8 protein-coding genes are annotated in these 18,998 nt (G+C 43.3%); all 8 read right to left on the reverse strand.

The window, feature by feature from the left end; all coding sequences use genetic code 11:
* Window positions 1-78: 78 nt before the first annotated feature.
* The 8 genes from GD631_RS05465 to GD631_RS05500 all read right to left on the reverse strand — a co-directional run bounded on the left by GD631_RS05465 (window position 79) and on the right by GD631_RS05500 (window position 18,992).
* Window positions 79-1,614, reverse strand: a complete 1,536-nt coding sequence (locus tag GD631_RS05465) for a sulfatase family protein (protein ID WP_143256708.1) — start codon at window positions 1,612-1,614, stop codon at window positions 79-81.
* 343 nt (window positions 1,615-1,957) lie between these two features.
* Window positions 1,958-6,016 carry a hybrid sensor histidine kinase/response regulator transcription factor gene (locus tag GD631_RS05470; protein WP_143256709.1) on the reverse strand — a complete coding sequence of 1,353 codons (4,059 nt, stop codon included), beginning with the start codon at window positions 6,014-6,016 and terminating at the stop codon, window positions 1,958-1,960.
* 167 nt (window positions 6,017-6,183) lie between these two features.
* Window positions 6,184-7,251: an endonuclease/exonuclease/phosphatase family protein gene (locus tag GD631_RS05475; RefSeq protein WP_143256710.1), complete on the reverse strand. Its 1,068-nt coding sequence runs from the start codon at window positions 7,249-7,251 to the stop codon at window positions 6,184-6,186.
* A 22-nt stretch (window positions 7,252-7,273) separates the two neighbouring features.
* Window positions 7,274-9,046 (reverse strand): RagB/SusD family nutrient uptake outer membrane protein, encoded by a 1,773-nt coding sequence (locus GD631_RS05480; protein WP_143256711.1) that lies wholly within the window; start codon window positions 9,044-9,046, stop codon window positions 7,274-7,276.
* Between the two features lie 11 nt (window positions 9,047-9,057).
* Window positions 9,058-12,090 (reverse strand): SusC/RagA family TonB-linked outer membrane protein, encoded by a 3,033-nt coding sequence (locus tag GD631_RS05485; RefSeq protein ID WP_143256712.1) that lies wholly within the window; start codon window positions 12,088-12,090, stop codon window positions 9,058-9,060.
* A 12-nt stretch (window positions 12,091-12,102) separates the two neighbouring features.
* The gene (locus GD631_RS05490; RefSeq protein ID WP_143256713.1) at window positions 12,103-13,941 is read right to left on the reverse strand and encodes a RagB/SusD family nutrient uptake outer membrane protein; all 1,839 of its coding nucleotides are present in this window, start codon (window positions 13,939-13,941) and stop codon (window positions 12,103-12,105) included.
* Window positions 13,942-13,960: 19 nt separating this feature from the next.
* Window positions 13,961-17,215, reverse strand: a complete 3,255-nt coding sequence (locus tag GD631_RS05495; RefSeq protein WP_143256714.1) for a SusC/RagA family TonB-linked outer membrane protein — start codon at window positions 17,213-17,215, stop codon at window positions 13,961-13,963.
* A gap of 28 nt (window positions 17,216-17,243) precedes the next feature.
* Complete coding sequence (locus GD631_RS05500) at window positions 17,244-18,992, reverse strand: leucine-rich repeat domain-containing protein (protein ID WP_143256715.1); 1,749 nt, start codon at window positions 18,990-18,992, stop codon at window positions 17,244-17,246.
* Window positions 18,993-18,998 lie beyond the last annotated feature (6 nt).

An 18,998-nucleotide genomic window follows, 5' to 3' on the forward strand; every position in this document is an offset into this window, starting at 1 on the left:
GACGGATTGAATCTTCTTATATGGATAGAATTATTCAAGATTGGTGCAAAATCATACAATTTTTCTGTTCTCATATATCTATTTCTCTTTTACGGATTTCAGTAATTCGGATAACTCTTTCACTATGTCGGAATGTTGCTTTGCGACATTGGTTTTCTCCGATGGATCGGAGGATAAATCGTAAAGTTGAGGCTGTTTGTCATTGCCTAACTCCATTCCTGTCCAGTATTCGATAGCAGGGCTGTCACTCGGCTCGATGTATTTCCATTGACCTTTAATAATGGCAAGCGTATTATTGAGATTTTGCTGAACGACATACTCACGATCTGTATTATTTTTGCCTAGGAGCACATTCAAATGTTCCTGACTGTCAGGAGCGGCTCCTTTACGTAAAGGTTGGTTCAGAAGCAAAGCGAGTGACGCGTACACATCTATCTGGGAAAAAAGTGCTTGCTGTTTGTTCGGCTTTATCTGGGCTGGCCAGCGAACGATAAACGGGACACGTGTACCGGCTTCATAAGCACTGTATTTTCCACCACGGTAAATCCCCATCGGCGTATGTCCGTTTAGAAGTTCGTAGGCTTGGTCTTGATAGCCGTCGTCTATGACAGGACCGTTGTCGCTGGTAAAAATCAGTATGGTATTGTCTGCAATGTGGAGACTGTCCAGCGTATGCATGATTTTACCGATGGTCCAGTCCAGTTGCAGGATGACATCACCACGGGTGCCTAGTCCGCTTTTGCCGGCAAAACGTGGATGGGGGATGCGTGGTACGTGTACGTCTTGCGTACCCATATATAAAAAGAAGGGTTTTTCCTGATGGGATGCGATAAAGTTCTTTGCTTTATTAGCAATAACATCGGCTATGTCTTCATCCTTCCAAAGGGCAGACTTCCCGCCAGTCATCCATCCAATGCGGGGGATGCCGTTGATAATTGTATTGTTGTGTCCTTGGCTGGGTTTCAAGGTTACGAGTTCCGGATTCTCTTCCCCCGTAGGCCAATTGCCGACTTTATGGTCGTAGCTTACGGTGATAGGGTCATTGGGGTCAAGTCCTACGACATGTCCGTTTTCTACAAATACACAGGGTACACGGTCTACAGTAGCCGGAATAATAAATTCATAGTCAAAACCAATACTTTGTGCGTTAGGGGTAATCCGGTTGTTAAAGTCGGTTCCACCCTTCGGACCGAGTCCCAGATGCCATTTACCTACTGCACCGGTTACGTATCCTGCATCTTTCAGCATATTTGCCATGGTGACGCAGGTAGTGTCGATAATGAGTTCGGAGTTACCGGGAGCGATTCCTGTGTTTTCCTGTCTCCAGGGATACATACCTGTCAGGAGTCCGAAACGGGAAGGGGTGCTGGTGGCAGAAGTTGCATAAGCATTGGTGAATTGTACTCCTTGTCCTGCCAACCGGTCAATGTTGGGGGTGCTCACTTTCGTTGCTCCATAACAACTTAAATCACCAATGCCGAGATCATCTGCAAATATATAAATAATGTTAGGCTTTTGGCTATTCTGCCCATTGCTCTTTTGGGGTGCATGATTGCATCCTGACAGCGTGACGATGCCGGACAATAGGGGAAGTAGACGCGAAACGTTTTTCATAATGCTGAAAGTTTTAGGAAATAATGTAATGAACACAAAGATAAGCGATTGGAAGAAAAAGAATGAGTAGGAATGTACAAGTGAAGTACAAAATAGTACACTTAAGAAGTTCCTTCTTTATTCGGGCTAAGATGTCCGGGGTAAGAAACGATCATTCCTCTGATTTGGAAAGTATATGGTTAGTGTTGTATCATCCCGTATTCGTTTATATAATAAATTTAGGCACGGATTACACGGATTAACGTTGTTGTTTTCATGCTCATCGTTTTAAAACCGTGAAATCCGTGTGGTCCGTGCCTAATAATATAAGATTATTTTGCAAGACAGCTTGTGCAATTGCTTGCTAATCAGCTTTTTCTTCGTCTCTTTCTTCGCTCTCTTCTCCTTTACGATAAGCCAGCGGACTGACGTGATAAATCTCTTTGAAACATTTACTGAAATAGCGGGAGGAGGAGAACCCAATCCGGTCAGAGATCTCCGTGATATTCAGCTCCGGATTATTCCTTAACATAACAGCGCCTTTTTTGAGACGTATGCTTAGAATGAAATCATTCGGGGTCTGGCCTGTGACTGCTTTCAGTTTGGTGAATAAGTTTGTACGTGCCATACCCATTTCACGGGCGAAGATGTTAACGTTGAAATCCGTATTGTCCAGATGGCGTTCGATAATAGCCATTGCACGGTCGAGCATCTCTTTATCCATCGGGTTGGTAGCCAACATTTGAGCAAAAGCCTGCGGCTGTTTGCTGAACTTCTCTTGCAATAGCCGTCGGGAGTTAACTAGATTATTGCAACGGGAAATTAGAAGATTGGTATTAAACGGTTTCGTGATATAATCATCCGCACCGATCTTCAATCCTTCGATATTATGCTCTATAGCAGTGCGTGCAGTTAGTAATACTACCGGAATATGGCAGGTATTAAAGTCCGTCTTGATCTGTTTGCAAAGTTCCGTACCTGACATACGTGGCATCACAACATCACTTAAAATGATGCTCGGCATATCCTTCTGTATCATTTCTAGTGCTTCTACTCCGTCGGAAGCTGTACTGACCTGATAGAATGTTTCGAAAATACCGACTAGCATCTGTTTGATAGATTCATTGTCTTCCACTATCAACATTTTGGCGTCCTCGATACGTTTGTTGTCTTCTTCTTTCCATTCCGAATCAGAGATTATCTCTACTGAAGGAACAATCTCTTCTGTTTGTTGGATGGTTTCCGTATCATCCTTCGCTATTTGCTCTTCTGTAAAGTGATTATTGCCAAATTTAAGGGTGATAATGAAACTGCTTCCTTTACCCGGTTCACTTTCCACCCGGATTGTGCCGTGATGAAGTTCTACAATACCTTTCGTCAGTGCCAAACCGATTCCAGTGCCAGCTCCGGTATTCAATGAGTTGAGATGCTCAGTCTGATAAAAGCGGTCGAATATCTTATCAATCTCGGCAGCAGCAATGCCTGTACCGGTATCTTTTATTTCAATAATGGCGTGATTATCTTCCTGCGATACGTTAATCGAAATTGTATCTTCAGCTTTGGTATGTTTTACTGCGTTTGATAATAAATTGTTTATCACTTTCTGCATCTGCTTTTGGTCATACCATACTTCAATGTCATCCTTCTGCTTATTGAACTTGAAGTTGATTTGTTTACTGCTGGCATATTCGAGGAATAGCAGGTAGTTCTCATACAGGAAATTTACCAGGTTATGCTGGCTTACTTTGATCTTCATGTGACCTTGTTCCTGCTTTCGGAAATCGAGCAGTTCCGTAATCAGTTCCCGCAATTGGAGACTGTTCTTGTAGATTCCCAACACCTTATTATATATGTTAGGCGTAAATGTCTGCACTTGCAACAATGTTTCTACTTGTCCTACGATCAGCGTTAATGGTGTGCGGAACTCGTGTGAGATGTTAGTGAAGAAACGAAGTTTTGACTGGTTCAAAGCTTCAAGGTCTTCAATATGTTTCTTTTCGTATTTTAAAGATTCACGGAGTTTGATGCGCGAATTATAGTTCTGAATAAGATACCATAACAGACTGATAGTTACAATGGTATAAATCAGGTAAGCCCACCATGTCTCATACCACGAAGGGAGTATAATAATCAGCAATCTGGCCTCTTTTATTCCTTCCCTCTGTGATTTGATGACAAGGGTATATTTACCTGGATTCAGGTTTGTATAAGTAATCAGCGTTTGTTTCCGGTAAGTATGGTTCCATTCGTCTGAGAAACCCTCCAGGCGATAGAGAATCTCATCTCTGTTGGCAGGGATGAAGTTGGAAGTGGCATATTCGATGCTAAACATCGATTGATTTGCTTTCAGGCTAATTTCCGGAGTGTGGCAGATCGATTGTTCAAGGATGCCGCTTTCATCTCCCGGAATTACTTCTTTTCCATTGACAAACAGACGGGAAAGAATGATATTATATGATTTTGGGGTGAAGTGTAATTTCTTCTCCCAGAAAGAAATCATTCCCTGAATACCGCCAAGGAATACTTCTCCGTCATGTGTCACAAATAGTGCGTTTTCATTAACGGCGGTCAGCGGGAACCCATTTTCCGTACCATAATTATAGAATGTCTTGCTTGGATAGTCGAACTGTGAGAATCCTTGATTGGTAATCAGCAGTAAGTCTCCTTTCTGTATGGATGATTCGCAAACTTCGTAGATACAGTCGCTGGATAAACCATCTTTCTGTACATCGAAGTTTTCAAAGTCATCACTTGCTTTACGGTAACGGTCGAGGCCGCTTCCGGAGGTGCAGAACCACAGATTACCGTTACTATCCTGCATGATGCTGTTGATATTGTTGTTGCTAAGACTGTTTGGATTGGCAGGATTGTGCGGATAATTAGTGAGTTTACCGCTGTCGAACCGGTAAGAATAAACGCCCTCCCCGGTAGCTGCAATCCACAATGTGCCGTCTTTATCAATGCAAAGACTGGCTACCATGCCAATGCCTCTTCCTTCTTTCGTCTCTTTAAAAAGTTGTTGGCAAGTACCTGTTATTGGATCGAAAAGGCAGACACCGTTCTGTGTAGCAACAACCAGCTTGTCTTTATATGGTACAATGTCCCGGACAATATCTGAAGGCAGCGATGTTGGATCCCCTGCTTTCATTCGGTAGGCTGTGAAACGATTAGTGTGCAGGTCGAGCTTATTCAGGCCTCCCAAGTGGGTGCCTATCCACATAATCTCATGATCCCGGTCATAATAGATTGCTTTTACATTATTATGGGAGATACTGTTCTTGCCTTCTTCATGGCGATACCACCGATAGGTGTTATTCTTCCGGTCGTACACATTCACACCACCGCCTTCGGTACAAATCCACAGGTTCCCGTTCTTATCTTCTGTCATTCTGCCGATGATCGGACTACTTAGACCTTCTTTCTCTGTATCTCCAGTTTTGTAACGAGTATAAATTTCGTATTCCGGGTTGAAATAATTAACACCTCCGAAGTAAGTACCCAACCAGATTGTTCCTTGCTCATCTTTTACGATACACCAGATGGAAGAGTGGGTGAGTCCGTCGGGTCTGTCATTATTGGCAGTATATAGATAGAATTTGCCTGTGCTTTTGTCATACCGGTTCAGACCGTGAAATGTTCCTATCCACAGGTTGCCTGTGTTGTCTTCACAACAGCTTCTTACAAAATCAGAGCAGAGACTATTCGCGTTTTTCGAATCGTGGCGAAAGTTTTCGATGTTTCCGTCTCTCTTTATATGGTAGAGTCCTTCTTCCCAACTGCCTATCCATAAATCTTTGGCAGAATCTTCATATATACTGGCAATATTACCTCTTGTAACAGGTTGTGAGATTTTTGTTTTATCTTCCGACAAGCAGTAAAGGCCACTACTGGTAGTCCCCATCCAAAGGTTTTTCTTTTCGTCCAAGTGGAGGCAGGAGAGGGTGATGTTTTTTCCGGCAAGATGATAGTAGAGATCGAAGTTACCCGTGCTTTCATTATATACAAAAATTTCTTCTCTTTTGCTGATATATAATTTTTCATTGAAGTAAATAGCATCCACATTCCCTTGCAGTAATGTTTTGAATTTTTGCGTAGTCAGATCGAACTCTGCTACTCCATCAGTGCAAAGCAAGTATACTTTTCCGTTTTTGTTTCCGGTGATGCGCAGCACTGTATTGCTGAACAGACTATTCGGATCGTTCTTATTGAGTTTGAAACTTTTGATATCGTTACCGTTATATCGGTTAAGTCCTTCACGCGTACCGATCCATATAATCCCTTGTTCGTCAATATAAAGGCTATTAACAGAGAACTGGGAAAGCCCGTCGTCCGTGGTCAAATGACTAAAAGTGATGTTTTGACCTTGTGTGCGGACTGCGACTACGCTTAAAAATAGCAAAAATAAAAGGATTACTTTTCTCACTAATTTGTATTTTAAGGTGTTTACATCTATGCAAATATATTGTTTTTATTTGATTTCAGTGAATCTTATTAGAAGAAAGTAACTATAAAACACCGGGAGAGAATTCTATTTAACAGAACTGCTCTCCCGGTGTTTAACTTAACTAACCTTTTATATAGTGCCCATGACTATTTGATGTAGAACGTGATCAATACTCCTTTATGATCGCTTGGCCATTGACTGTTTACGGGTGGAATAATCGGATCTTTGGTTTGTTCCTCTACTCTTTGCCCACGTACAATAGATCCTGTCGGGCCTACTAGCTCTGCTTTCTTCACTTGTAGACTCTTATTGGGATAGTAATAAACGAAATCAATCCGTTCACGTTCATCTGCCTCCGGTGCCCATGAGAGGTTTTCCGGAGCGATCGCCTTGTTGTCGGCAGGAAAAGTGAATCCCGGACATTTCACCGGATTGGGATGAATTACTCGGTAGGCATCTTTATATCCCCGTTGAACCAACAATTTGGAAGTTCCCCAATTGACGATACATCCGCGATGATCGAATAGATCTTTTGTATCGGCCTGCCAATCCAGATAAGAAGGCTCATTCAGATCTCCGGCAAAAAATACGAGTGCTCCTTGCTCTAGCTCTTTGGCGGCGTTGTTGATAAAAGCTTGGGCGGATTCTATACGGTCTGATTCTTCGCAGACAGCAAGTATCTTGTCTACATCAGTGATAGGAACCGGAAGCTTATCCCAATTAACGTTGCCGTCATTGTACCCCCGGGGATAATAACAGGTGTAGTAACGATACTCCGAATGTGCCGGGTAAACGGCCACTCGTTTCCCGTTTACATCCAAAATAGCTTTGAACATCCATTTATTGATGCGTTCTGTCTCTTTGATCGGAAATTTCGATATGACTGCCCTTCCGTCAATTCGTGCATCGTAATAGGTGAGTCCCCTATCTTTAAGTCCTTGCATCAGTTTAGGCATTACAGGATCGTCTTGCGGACCTTTATATAATTCACAAAATGTAGCAATGTCAGGCTGTAGGGCAGCAATCTGTTCTATCAGATATTCCGGAGCGTGTTCCACCTTGGTACACTCCACCCATAAGTTGAGTTGAAGGAACTTAATCTCTGTTTTCTTTCCTGTTTCTTCTTCCGGTACAGATACTTCCGTATCGGTTTTAGAACATGCAGTGATAACAGGAAGTATGGTAATAATAATAGTTAATAACCACTTTTTCATAATCTGTATTTTTTAGGTTTGATTACCAGCCCGGATTCTGACAGTTGGTTCCTGCTGCATTTTGCAACCTGATTGCCTCATCACCCGGTATCGGATACAACAGGAATTTCTCACTGTATGCTTTTCGGGTATTATCTACTACAAAACGGGAGTAACTTCCATCCGAGTTTGCTTTCATTCCGGTGACTACCTTATCTGTCTGATCCAGTATTTTCCAACGGCGTACGTCGAAGAAGCGATGTTCTTCAAAAGCAAGTTCCACACGCCTTTCGTTTCTGATTCGCAGACGGAACTGTTCACAGGATAATCCATAAGGAATGCCCGGCATGCCTACTCTGGAACGCACTGCATTGACTGCATCTACTGCATCATTAGGTACAGTCCCGGTGGTAGATGCCTCGTTAGCGGCTTCTGCATAATTCAAATATAATTCGGCCAAACGGAATTCTTTGAAATATCCGTCGAGGTTACCGGAACGTCCAGATTTATAATGTGAAAACTTACGTGTATAATAACCTGTACAGGTGTAGCGTGCATTGCTCGGATCGAGAGCACAGTTTCCTCCTGCCTTGGTTGAGACTAATGCACCCGTTTCCAGATTCAGTTTGGAACCATCATAATAGATAGAAGCTTTAAGACGTGGATCACGGTTCTCATACGGCTTAGATTGATTATAAAGGTTTTGAACAGCCGAATTCAGATTGGGTTGCAGGTGATTGGCGTCTTGATAGGGATTCTCAAGATTGAGCAGGGGATAGGCCTCTGTCATATCCGGGTTCACGACTTCATAAGCATCAAGTAATTCTTGAGACGGACATGCGCCGGCATCTGTCTGACCATCAGTAGTTGGCAGGCCGGCATAATTCCACATATACATTTGTCCAACCTCCATGATGGTTTCTTTGTCGTTTACTACCGGAAGGTCAGTACGCGAGTAGAAATAAACATCATAAGGAGAGTAGCCGGCTGTGGCATTCGGCTGTCTCTTATAAAGTTCATAATTGTTTGCCAGGCAGTCATCCAAAGATTTCTTCGTGATTTCTGCGGCTTCTGTCCAGGTGATTGTTCCGTCATTGTACAAGGGGCTGGCTGCATAGAGCGCTATTTGCGAACGGATAGCAGCGCAGATGGCTTTTGTCATTACATGACGGTAGTTTTCCTTGTCCAATGAACGCCATCCCCATTCTTCAACAGTGGGAATGTCGATGGCATCCTGGCAATCGGCCAATATTTGACGGGCACATTCGCCGAATGTACCTCTCTTGACTTTGGTATAATCGTAGTCAGGAGTTGTTATGACGGGAACGCCTCCATAACGTTTTACTAATTGAAGATAATAGAAAGCACGTAGTGTTAGTACCTGTGCCTTGAAACTGTTGCGTATCTCTTCCGAATAGACACTGGCAGTAGGGATATTGGCAAGGAAGATGTTACAAGCGCGTATCCCTTGATAATAATAGTTGTAATTTTCCGGATTACCTTCGATGTTTTCCAATGGATTACTGAAGGGGGATAATTGTCCTTCATTCCATTTGCGGGTAGCTCCGTTCTGTAATTCCCAAGCATCTTTAGCTTCGTCCGTACAGCCTGCAAGCATTGTGTAGTTATAGTTCATTCCGTAGTTTAGAATCCATCCGTAGCATTGGTTCATATAGGCATACGTTTTGCGATTAGTGGTAAACAAATCACTGTAATCTGTACGACCGTCCGGGTGATCCTCAATATCGGTGCATCCGTTCAATGCAGGCAATATAAATAGGGAGAGTACTCCTAATATAAGTTGTTTTATTTTCATAACTTTAGTCTTTAGAAATTCAAGTTAAGTCCGATATTAAATGTTCTGTAAATAGGGTATGTGGTATAAGAATATTGTTCAGGGTCCAGATTGTCAAACTTAAGAGATGAGGTAGTCAGCAGATTGGCGCCACTGATATAAAATCTCATCTTCTCCAGTTTTAGTTTACTGCTCCAACGTTTTGGCAATGTATATCCTAATACTACATTCTTTACTCGCAAGTAGTTGTTCTTAGAATAGAAGAACTCATTGTTTTGGAGACTGGAAGAGTTTCCGGTGGTCAGAGCCGGGTAGGAAATCTCTTCATTGGATGCATAACGTTCTGCTGTCCAGGCATTACGATGGAGGTCGGTGTACACGCCTTGATAGCTATTGTCGAAGATACCGCATCCACTATAATAGGCGGCTGTGCCCGACACACCCTGCAACTGAACATATAAATCAAAGTTCCTATATTCCAATTGGACAGAGCCGCCATAGGCGATGGTCGGCAGCGTTTGTGCTTTATCCATTGGGGCCTGGTCGCGTTCGTCGATATTTCCATCGTTGTTCAGGTCTTTGTAGATAAAGTCGCCCGGACGGGGAGAAGCTCCGGAGAATCGGAGTCCGCTCTTGTCTATTTCTTCTTGACTATTGTAATATCCGTTTCCGTTGGAATAGTCAATGAGATAGCCAAACTGCTGTCCGGCAGAATAACCGGTCTTACGATATGGGTAGTAATATCCGCTGGTTGTACGATTCAACTCTTTGACGTCAATTACTTCGTTTTTGTTGTATCCCATGTTGCCTCTGAATGTCATATTTAATCCGCATTTCAGTTTTTTGGTGTAGGATAATTCGATATCGAATCCTTTGTTATTCATCTTACCTAGATTTTCGAAGGGCAGATAATTGCTGGCAATACCTTGTGCAGAAGAGATACTATTGTTTTGGATAGCCATATTGGTCTGCTTCACATTCCAGTAGTCAAATGTGAGACTTAATGAATTGAACAGAGTGATATCGATTCCGTAGTTTTGCTGGAAAGACTTTTCATAGTGGATATATGGATTACCTTGCATACCTTCTACTGTTCGAGCTGCATAGTAGTTACTTAACAAATAGCCTTGCAACTGATAACGTACATCGGTAGCATACAAGAAACGTGTAGCGGATATTTGGTCATTTCCCAGCCAGCCGGCAGACGCACGCACTTTGAAGAAAGATAACCAGTCACTGTCTTTCAGGAAACTTTCGTTGGATACCACCCAAGCGGCGGATACTGTCGGAAAGAATTTAAAACGGTTGCCCGGTTTGAACTGTTCCGTACCGTCATAAGTGAAGTCTCCTTGTATATAGTATCGTGAATCATAGCCGTATTTCACATGTCCCATCAATGATAAACGATCGTATGGAAGATCTCCGTTTTTCATCATATTCTCATTGAAATAACTGACAAATGCATCTACTTCATGTTTTTCTCCAAAAGTACGGTTGTAGCTGACAAACCCCTGAAAGTTGATAAAATAACGCATATTGGCAGTCTTACTTAGGCTTAGAGGAAGAGTGGTGTGTGTGCCAAAAATGCCACTACCATTGGCTGCGTAACGTGCATAGTCGGTAGAACCGTAGATTGTACCGTCATAGTTGGCTTCATAACCTACTATTCCTTTCACGCTTAATCCTTTGGTCAGGAATCCCAGATCCAAGTTCATTCCATAGGCGACATTTAGGTTGATACCCGTTCGATGGCTATATCCGGAACGGTTGATAAGTCCGTAAGTAGGGTATTCGTTATACTCTGTGGTAATTACTTTTCCGTCTTCGGTGACAGGTCCCGGTACGGTGGGAGCCATCTGATAGATCGAATTCATAATATCTCCTGTGCCATTATACCCTTGATTCATCCGGTCGATAGTGACATTGGTATTAAGGAAACAATTCAGATAACGATGCAGAGTAACGTCTACATTGGCTAGGATGTTGAAACGATGCAATTTGAGCGCTGGGTTATAGTTGTCGTTCTTTTCTGCGTCAATCAGACTGTTTTGATGAAGATAACCGGCATTAACAAGATATTTCACCCGGTTATTGCCTCCGCTGATATTGATATTGTATCGTTGCATACTGGCTGCATCATTCATAAAGGTGTCATACCAGTCATGTCCGGGGATAGTCCCATCTGTGAATCCGGCTATTTCATATAAAGAATAAAGCGGAGTGCCTCCATCATTGAGTAATGCCTGGTTACGCATCTGTGCATATTCGCCTGTACTTACTGTTTTGGGGCGCTGGGTAGCCTGCTGTATGGAGAAGTCCATGTTTACATTTACTTTGGTACGTCCTATTTCTCCTCTTTTGGTAGTAATAAGAATCACTCCGGAGGAAGCTCGGGGACCATATAATGCTTTAGCTGCGGCATCTTTCAGAATACTGACAGACTCGACAGTGTTGGCATCAAGCGTATTCATATCGAATAGTGGAGCCGGAATTCCGTCGAGCACGACCAAAGGTGAATTGCCATTTATAGAGTTCAGGCCACGTATATACATTGTCGTTGCATCATCAGCCGGTGTGCTGGTTGACTGGATAGAGGTCAATCCGGCCAAACGTCCGGTCAATGTGGCTGAAAATCCGCTATTGGGCGTTTTTACCAATTCGTCTCCCTGAACGGTAGAGATAGCTCCGGTATAACTTCCTTTTTTCTCTTTTTGTAGCATGGCTACTTCGATAGGTGTATCCTGATCGGCAATATCTGATACCAGGCGAAATTCAACAGGTTTGTTCAGAGTGAATTTCATTGTCTGGTTCCGGTATCCCGGAATCTTACAAACTACCATATTGGCTCCTGACGGTATTTCCATGATGAATTTTCCGTCTTTGTCACTGCTTGTGGTGTATTCGGGATTGTCCGGAACAGAAATGATTGCACCGTCTAAAGGTTCGTTGCTCTCATTCCGCACCACACCGGATATTACTTCTTGCACTTGTGCCCGGCATACTTCGTTGCCTGCAAACAGGCATACGATGCACAAAAGTGTGATTATTCTGTTTTTCATATACATTCTGTTTTATGATTACCATCCTGCATTTTGCCACGTCTGTCCCGTTGTGCCTTCCAATACGGCTGCTTCGTTAGCTGGGATAGGATATACGTGCCATTTTTTTTCGTAACTCATTTTACTCGGCTTGCCGCCGTCTGTTCCTAAAATAATTCTTTCATAAGAATATGAATTTCCATTCTTGGTGATTTTCATACCTGTGGTAAACTTCTCGTTTTCCATGTTCTCATTTGCAGGTGTCCAACGACGGATGTCGAAATATCTGTCTTCTTCGCAAGCCAGTTCTACTTGACGTTCGTGGCGTACCAACAGGCGTGCTTCGTTCTTGTCATTTGTCGACAAATCAACCGAGGGATCAAAGCCTGCCCGATGACGGATTTCATTGACCCATCCCAGACCTTCGGTGAGATGACCGCTTTCAATAGCGGCTTCGGCTGCGTTCAGATAAATTTTACCTAACCGATAGAAACGGAAACGACCGTCATATCCGGCTACTCCGGCTGCTTTACAGTTACCGTTCACCATTCTCTTTCTCCAATAATAACCGGTACGTGTGTTTGTATTTCCACTAGTACGGATTTCGCTGTTTCCTCCTACATATGTTTCTACGACTGCCGGTTCTTTACCTAACAGAACTGGACTGTTATTGTAAAAAACAGTAGCTTGTAAACGTAAATCACGTCCATTATAGGGATTTGCAGGATCATAACCACTGTTGGGATTGTAATTGGGAGACAGATGTTTCTCGTCATTATAAGGTCTGGATAAATCCAATACAGGTTTTCCGGTTGCTAACATATCATAGGCGTCTACTAACTCTTGGGAAGGCACAATGGTTAGTTGGGCATTCCCTAATACCGGTGCTCCGATAACATCATACAAAGGATTTGTATACGGGTCGGGCCAATAACCTTCTGTGCTTTGCCAGATTGTTTCTTTATCACTGGGATCTGTTCCGATGTAGTTATTGAGCGTGAAGTACTCCATATAAGCATTGTTGTAATACTTTTCCGTATCCGAACATTTAGTATAGAGTTCGTATCCGTTGGCTTTCAGTTGTTCCAAACAGTCTTTATTGATTGTGTAAGCCCATTCCCATAGATCCTTTCCGCCATTGTTATAAGTGCTGGCAGCGAACAAAGATGCTTCGGAACGGATAGCCATTGCGATGCCTTTAGTCATTCTGATCTTTTCGTTGAGCGTTGTCAGCCGCCAGGGAAGGTTGGCTGATTTAAGGGCTGTTTCGCAATCGTCTACAATGAAGCGGGCACAGTCCTCGAAGCTGGGGCGTGACAAGGTTGAAAAATCATAATCCAACCCGTAAGGCTCCTTTTCAATAGGTACAGGACCATACCATTTTAACAGTTCCATATAGAAATAAGCGCGGAGTACATGAGCTTCTGCTACCCAGCGGTCACGGTCTGTTTCGCTCGGGATGGCAGCGGTGGCTGCCCGTTGGAGGAATGTGTTGATGGTGCGGATTTGTCCCCAGTATAATTGCCAGTATCCTCCCTCTGAATAGGTATCACCCATATCTCTGCGAACGTCGAGATAGAAGTCTGTAGTAGTACAGTTGCCTGATGCGGCATGTGCAAAGCCACCACCGGAACCATCTGTGCAATCCCATGCTTCGTCACTAAGTGCCACGGGATAGTTGCTCCAGAAGTGGTATCGCAAACTCTTTTTGGGCAGGTAGTCAAAACAAGTGCTGAAATAAGCTTTGGTCAGATCAGGATCCTGAAATACTTCATCCAGCGATAATCTTCCGTCAGGAGCTACATCCAATGCTTCATTACAAGAACTGAATGTGAGCAGGGAAGCAAACATGCATATATAAATAAATCTTTTTTTCATATCGGTTTTGTTTTAGCCATTAAAATGTAATATTCAAACCTACGTTGTAAGTGCGCATTGTCGGATAAGCTGCCGGACCGTTCTGTTCAGGATCGAAGCTATCGGTCTTGAGGTGAGTCCATGTATACAGATTGTTACCGCTTAAATAGAAACGTACATTGGATGCGCCGATCTTCTTGCTGATGCTTTCCGGTAATGTATATCCTACTTCTGCATTTTTCAGACGTATATAGGAGGCATCCATGATAAAGAAATCATTGGGCTGTAAGCTCGGTCCACCACTGCTGGATAAACGGGGATACGTAATCTTTTCATGATTATTATAGCGTTCTTCGCTCCAACGCCCCATGTGCATTTTGTAGAAGTTACCACTACTTTCGTAGATACCGGCTCCCGAATAAGTCTTGCTGTATTGACCTACTCCTTGCAACATGATGGAAACGTCGAATCCTTTCCAATTGGCAGATAAAGAGAAACCGTAATTGATGCGGGGTAACAAAGATGAATAGCCGATAGGAGCTTTGTCACGGTCATTGATCACCCCGTCTCCGTTGAGATCCTTATAAATAAAGTCTCCGGGCTCCGGTGTCCCTACGCCCTCGTAGGTCAGCCCACTCTTGGCGATACTTTCGTCACTGTAGAAGAAACCGGTTCCGTCACGGCCTTTTTCGGGATCATAGCTGTGGTCGATAATATATCCCCAGTTTTGTCCTAATGAAAATCCAGTGGTGCGGGTGCGGTATGCATAATCCTTACCTAATAGCGGTTCATCATATTCTAGAACTTTGTTTTTGGCATAACTGAAGTTTGCATTGGCAGAAACAGACAGCCCGTTCTTGAATTGCTTCTGATATCCGAGTACCATCTCAAATCCTTGGTTCTTGACTTCACCATCGTTCATTAATGGAAGGGCAGAGGAGGGCAGACCTTGAATCATAGGAGTTGTTTGAGGGATAATCAGGATATTCTTTCTTTTCTCAACGAAGTAGTCGAACGAGAAAGAAAGATCATGATACAAAGATATGTCTATACCATAATTCTGTTTTTCAGCTGTTTCCCATGTGATACTTTTGTTTCCGATATAGTTCTCGGCGATTTTATAACCTTGTCCCCAGCCGGAACCGTTGGAAGCATATCCCAAGCTCGGAGATAGCCAGTGGTCTCCTTTACTGTCTGTTACTACGGAATATTGACTGATATTATCCAGATAAAGGAAGCGGGCAGGCTTTCCGTCACTGGTTGTAAATGCATCATTTCCTACTTTCCCCCAAGAAGCTCTTAATTTCAGATTCGTCAGGACTGGATTATCCTGAAGAAAGCTTTCGTTGGTTACTAACCAGCCAAGGGAGGCGGCAGGGAAGAAACCGAATCGTTTGTCTGGAGAGAATTGTTCCGAACCGTTGTAACCCATATTTACTTCTGCAAAATAACGTCTGTCATAATCATAGGTTGCACGTCCTGCAATACCGATTACATTATAAGGCAGCAACAGATCACCTGATGTTTCTTTAGATTCTTTAATATCCCGCTGTGCCAGGAACATGGCAGTAATATTGTGTTTCTCAGCAAAACTACGGTTGTAGTTGATTTGTGCCTGCAGGTTCATTGTCCAATAAGACTCGGAAGACTTGGTCAGCTCGATTGGACCATCTTCATCTTCCAGGCTAGGATGCCGGTTGATAAACAGATGCTCTCCTGAAGCTAACGTCTGATAGGTATACCAAGTGTAGGAACGTTTTCCTATTGTTTTGCCGAATCCTTTGGAGTCGAAAGATACTTGTCCTTTAACAGAGAGTCCTTTGGTGATAACCCCCAAATCAATTTCCACTCCTCCGATGACATTGATTCCTGATCTGGTCTCCAGTTGATAACCCGAACGGTTGATTAACGGATATGCACTCAACGAATTGTTGGCAGGATCTTCTACAGATAATCCGGCTCCGATAGGGAAGGTACGTATAGCGTCGGTGGCGTATGCACCTTCCGGAGTCAGATACATGGAAGTAGGCCGTGAAGTAAGAGCACTGTTGAATACACTTGTCATGCTTGCGGAAGTCCCATTGATCCGTTCCAGATAAGAGGAAGCATTTAAGTTGATCTTCACTGACTTATTGACTTTATAGTCAATATTTGAACGGAAGTTGTAGCGATCTAATGAAGACTGGGCATTGTAACCCAGCTTGGATTTAGGTTCTACGTTGAACATACCTCCCTGATGCAGGTAGCCGGCACTTACAAAATATTGAAGTTTGTCCGAACCTCCGGAAACGTTCATGTTAGCTCTGGTCATAGGTGCATAATCTCTGAATAAGATATCTTGCCAGTTATTATTCGGATAGAAATCAGGATCTACGGGGTTACCTGTTTTCCATGAGTCGAACTTGTCGATGTCCGGTCCGAAGAACTCGGCAGAGTTCCCGTCGTTAGTAAGTGCTTCATTGCGAAGTCTTACCCAATCCCATGAGTCCAGGCGTTCGGGTTTGAAGGCCATTTCCTGCATACTGAATTCTACATTGGCACTGATACGGGCAGTTCCTTTTTCGCCTCTCCGGGTAGTGATCATTATAACTCCATTGGCACCCCGTACGCCGAATACTGCCGTTGCGGAAGCATCTTTCAATACCGAAATATTAGCGATTTCATTCGGATCAATAGAACGCATATCGTCTACAGCTACTCCATCTACCATGATTAATGGATTTGTCCCGTTTGTAGTGGCTGCACCACGAAGGAACATGGTCACTTCGTCACGTCCCGGTTCACCGGAAGTTTGGATAGTGGTCAGTCCGGGGAGCTTTCCGGATAAAGCAGAGCTTAAGTTGGGCGATGAAGACTTCATCAATTCTTTTCGGTCGATGGAAGCAACGGAGCCAATGACAGAAACCTTTTTCTGGGTACCGTAAGCCACTACTACGACTTCTTCCAGATTCGCTACGTCCGGATGCATGATGATGCGCATGTCTTTTTTGGCAGGTACATCCTGTTTCTGATAACCTACATAACTGATCTCGAGTATTGCGTTGGGAGCAACCGATAAAGAGAAACGACCGTCTATGTCGGTAATAGTACCATTCGCCGCGGCTCCTTTTTCCATGACGGAGGCTCCGATCAGGCTTTCACCGGACTCGTCCACGACGACTCCGGAGGCTGTTATTTTAGACTGTTGCTGTATCAGGGTAGCATCTCCGATATCTGATGCATTTCCTGTAACAGGAATACAGATTCCCAACCCGAGCAACAGGCACATTTTGTATAGCCAATAACTTCTTTTCATAACTATAACGTTTAAGATTATTTTCTGTCTAATTAAATGAACTCAACATTTTGTCCTTGTCGTATCCTATGTATTCATAGCGTTCTATCCGGACACCTTGATCTTTTGCGATAATACAAGGGCTTGTGCCGTTCCAAGGGCTATCCATCCACCATTCTTCCACTAATAGCTTTCTTTGAGTTGAAGGGCTGTTAGTAAATGAGAACTGAACTTTTGAAGGATCTACTGTTCCTCCGGAATAACCTAAAACAGAATAAGTGCCTGCCAAATTACGCAGATCGACATAAACGAGCGGGCAACCGGATGCGTTTAATGCTGTGATGGATTTGCAACGGTTTATATCCAGATGTGTCAGCCCCGGATTATTGCTTACATCGATAGAGGTTATCATATACTGGTCTCCGGAAATAAACTTGGTCAATCCTGCGTTCTTGGCACTGAAAGATTGAATACCTTTCTCATCTACCGGACCTGCCGTATAGCTGGTGCTGATTGCATATTTACTCAGGTCGATCTCTCCCAGATTATTACCGTCCAGGATGAGGCTCTTATATCCACAGAAATATTGCAACCCTTCCAGATTGGTGATTCCTTTGTTGCTAAGATCAAGAGTTGTGTTGTTCTTGAAGTATTCTGCATTCAGAGCTGCCACTGTCAGAACTTTATCTCCTTCGAATACATCCGGGACCAGAGCTTTAAGGGCATTCCGTAGGTTTACATCAGGAATTTCCCCGTACTTTTTCAATGTTTTCTGATATTTTCCGTAACTGTAATAATAGTTATTGTTTCCGTCCGGATAGTCGTGCATCCAGTCGTATCCTTCCACTGTAACCCCATTATTGATGGCGTCTACAATGGAACCGCTATTGCTATAGTATGAGTCCATCCACCAGGATTCCATTTTCAGAAGTCGTTCTTTGCTCGCATCATCACTGAAAGTAAATTTGAAATCTGTGCTGTTGTAGTTCAGACATCCGCCATAGATGCTGTGGTAGTTACGTACATCCAAATAGACCAGTTTGCAGTTTAGAGCAGAGAATCTTTCAATGGTATAACAGTAATACAGATCGATAGATTCCAGTTGGGTGCTTCCGTCTATGTTGAGAGATACCAATGTGCTATTCGGATGTTCTGCAGTAGCCAGTTCCAGTTTAGACAATCCTGTGTTTTGTGCAGTCAATTCGGACAGCCTGGACAGAACTTCAGCAGGAATTTCGCTTATATCATTGTTGTTGCAGATCAGTTTCCGGATGTTGCTGAAATACTCGAGCCCTTCCAAAGAAGTGATATTCTTATCGCTGATATCCAGTGTGCCATCAGTGAATGTAACATACTTCGCACTGGAAGAAATCTTCTCTCCTTTGAATATATCGGGGAAGAGAGCAGAGAGGGCATTGCGCAAGTTCTCATCGGGCATTACTCCTACGGTACTGTTGATGACGCCCAATGTTCGCATTTTACTGCCACGTACCAATACAAGTCCATAAGAATCTTTGTTTGCCGTAGAGGGGTAAAGTACCGTAATATGGTCGGAGGATACTTCTCTGGTTTCCATGTAGATGGGCTGTTCTGTCCCTCCTGATAAAGGAGAAAGTGCCAGTACATCACAGTCAATAAAGCCATTTCCCTGAATGGTGATTTCAGTGCCCAGGGATTCTTCCGAAATGTCCGGAAGCACTACATTGGTTACTCCCAGGTCTGTGCCTAACTTTTCGTCTTCACATCCCAAAAGGAATACCATTCCAAGCATTAATAAAATGTAGAAATGTGTTTTCATAAATAC

The sequence above is a fragment of the Bacteroides luhongzhouii genome (genome assembly GCF_009193295.2).
GTDB classification, from domain to species: Bacteria; Bacteroidota; Bacteroidia; order Bacteroidales; family Bacteroidaceae; genus Bacteroides; species Bacteroides luhongzhouii.

Coding starts and splice junctions, on each gene's coding strand:
- GD631_RS05475 (WP_143256710.1), bottom strand. CDS start 7,251: ATGAAAAAGTGGTTATTAACTATTATTATTACCATACTTCCTGTTATC.
- GD631_RS05490 (WP_143256713.1), bottom strand. CDS start 13,941: ATGAAAAAAAGATTTATTTATATATGCATGTTTGCTTCCCTGCTCACA.
- GD631_RS05495 (WP_143256714.1), bottom strand. CDS start 17,215: ATGAAAAGAAGTTATTGGCTATACAAAATGTGCCTGTTGCTCGGGTTG.
- GD631_RS05465 (WP_143256708.1), bottom strand. CDS start 1,614: ATGAAAAACGTTTCGCGTCTACTTCCCCTATTGTCCGGCATCGTCACG.
- GD631_RS05480 (WP_143256711.1), bottom strand. CDS start 9,046: ATGAAAATAAAACAACTTATATTAGGAGTACTCTCCCTATTTATATTG.
- GD631_RS05485 (WP_143256712.1), bottom strand. CDS start 12,090: ATGTATATGAAAAACAGAATAATCACACTTTTGTGCATCGTATGCCTG.
- GD631_RS05500 (WP_143256715.1), bottom strand. CDS start 18,992: ATGAAAACACATTTCTACATTTTATTAATGCTTGGAATGGTATTCCTT.